The sequence below is a fragment of the Roseateles sp. P5_B10 genome (assembly GCF_056400485.1).
The window spans coordinates 1-2,482 of record NZ_JBFULE010000761.1 but is presented as its reverse complement, the minus strand read 5'-3'; the positions used below and the strand labels follow the sequence as shown (position 1 = coordinate 2,482).

At 67.2% G+C, this 2,482-nt stretch carries 2 protein-coding genes; both read right to left on the bottom strand.

From position 1 onward, the window contains the following. Positions 1-1,162, bottom strand: a 1,162-nt coding sequence (locus AC1DU6_RS27215; protein ID WP_477860933.1) for a cbb3-type cytochrome c oxidase subunit I, incomplete at its 3' end; no start/stop codon positions are given. A 305-nt stretch (positions 1,163-1,467) separates the two neighbouring features. Further along, on the bottom strand, positions 1,468-2,433 hold the full coding sequence (coxB, locus tag AC1DU6_RS27210) for a cytochrome c oxidase subunit II (RefSeq protein WP_457321459.1): 966 nt from the start codon (positions 2,431-2,433) through the stop codon (positions 1,468-1,470). Positions 2,434-2,482: the final 49 nt, after the last annotated feature.

Sequence of the window (2,482 nt, the reverse complement as noted above, 5' to 3'; positions counted from 1 at the left end):
GCACGTTGCGCTGCACACGGCCAGACGCGAGCGTGCAGATCCATGCGAACACCTGGGCGCCCGCGGGAACGGCCACCGCCATCGACGCCGCTGAAAAATAGCCCGCCGCCAGATCCGGCATGCCGACCGTGAACATGTGGTGGGCCCACACGCCGAAGCTGATGAAGCCGGTGGCGATCATGGCCAGCACGACGAGCTCGTGGCCGACCAGCTTCTTCTGCGCGACGGTGACGACCATGGTCGACACCATCGCCGAGGCCGGGATGAAGATGATGTAGACGTCGGGATGGCCGAAGAACCAGAACAGGTGCTGGTACAGCAGCGGGTCGCCGCCGCGCGTGGCGTCGAACAGCGGCCAGTTGAAGGCGCGCTCCAGCTCCAGCAGGAAGGTGACCATGATCATGGCCGGAAAGGCCAGGATGATCATGACGCCGAAGATCAGGATGGCCCAGGCGTACACCGGCATCTTGGCCAGCGTCATGCCCGGGGCTCGCGTGCGCAGCACGCCGACGATGAGTTCGATGGCGCCGGCGATCGCGCTGATCTCGATGAAGCCGATGCCCAGCAGCCAGAAGTCGGCGTTGATGCCCTTGGCGTAGACCCCCGAGCTCAGCGGCGGGTACATGAACCAGCCGCCCGATGGCGCCAGGCTGAAAAAGACCGAGCCGAAGAAGACCACGCCGCCAATGGCATAGGCCCAGTACGAATAGGCCGACAGCCGCGGGAAGGGCAGGTCGCGCGCGGCCAGCATCTGCGGCAGCAGCAACACGGCAATGGCCTCGACGGCCGGCACGGCGAACAGGAACATCATCACCGAGCCATGCATCGTGAACAGCTGGTTGTAGGTCTCCTGCGGCACGACGCCGGCCAGCGGCGCGGCCAGCTGCACGCGCATCACCAGCGACAGGATGCCGGCCGCAACGAAGAAGCCGAAGGCCGTGGCGATGAACAGGAAGCCGATGAAGTTGTTGTTGACGGCGCTGAACGCGCGCCAGCCCGTGGGCGTTTCCCAGGTCTCTTCCAGCGCCTCGAACTCGCCCGCGGGCCGGCCGCCCTGGGTCGGGAAACGCGCGTAGAGCCGCGTATCGAAACCGGTCTCGGACGGCTCGGCTGCGGCATCGCGGACGGCGCCTTCCACGCCTGGGGCGGCGGGGTGCGTCATCTCTGTTGCTCCGCTGACTTTGGAACACAGCCACAGAGGCACAGAGACACAGAGGAGCCGAGATGAAAGCCTCTCCGTGTCTCTGTGCCACTGTGGCTTTGTTTGGAGTTCATTTCAGTTGTCCATTCCGCGTTCGCGGCACCCGCGACGCATGAAACCGGCGCATTTCGGGCCGAGCGCTGGGCCGCTCCCGAGCCGGCCCGCGATGGCGATGTGCTCGCGGCTCAACGCCGCGGGCATCGCCGTCCCCGCGGGGGACCGGTCAGATGCACCGCGTTCAGCGGTGTGCAGCTGGACGAGGGGCTTCATTTCAACGACTCCATGTAGCTGGCGAGTACGTTCAACTCGTCGGCCTTCAACGAGCGGTAGGCGGGCATGCGGTTGTTCGGCTTGATGGACTGGCTGTCGCCGATCCAGCCGATCAGCGTGCCGCGCGTGTTCGGCAGGATGCCGGCGCCCAGCGACTGGCGCGAGCCGACGAAGGTCAGATCGGGCCCGGATACGCCTTGCGCCGAGGTGCCGGCGACGCGGTGGCAGGCCGCGCAGCCGACCTCGTTGAAGAGCTGCTTGCCGCGCAGCGCCTCGACGCTGACGTTGCTCTCAGGTGCCGGCTTCAGGCGTGAATCCAGCCACCGCTGCCAGTCGGCGGCGTCATGCGCGACGACGACGAAGCCCATCAGCGCATGCGCGCCGCCGCAGAACTCGGCGCATTGCCCGCCATAGACGCCCGCCTTGTCGGCCTGCAGCTTCAGCCGGTTGGTGCGGCCCGGGATCATGTCCATCTTGCCGCCCAGCTTGGGAACCCAGAAGCTGTGGATGACATCCTCCGAGACCATGTCGACGACGACCGGGCGGCCCACCGGGATGTGCAGCTCGTTGGCATCGGCCAGCATCTCGCGGCCCGCCGCATCGAGGTAGGACACGCGCCACCAGTAGATGTTGCCGGACACACGCATGCGCAGCTCGTCGCCCTTGATGGTGGACATGCCCGCGGCCAGCGTGAGGCCCCAGGCCAGCAGCAGCAACAGCACGCCGGCCGGGATGATCAGACCGAACCACTTGACGACGCGCTCGCCGCCGAGCCTGGCGCGCAGCTCATCGCTGCCGTACAGCGCCACCCACATCGCCGCGCAGACGCCCAGGAAGATCAATGTGACGAGCGCGATCAGCACCCAGGCCAGCGTCGTGACCGAGTTGGAGAACGGCCCGTGCGGATCGAGCACCGGCGGCGGCCAGCCGCTCAGGGCCTCAGCGAGGTTAGGGCCTGTCATCCTATGAATCTCCCCCGCGCCGGGGCTGCAAGGGGTGCAGCGCTAGGCG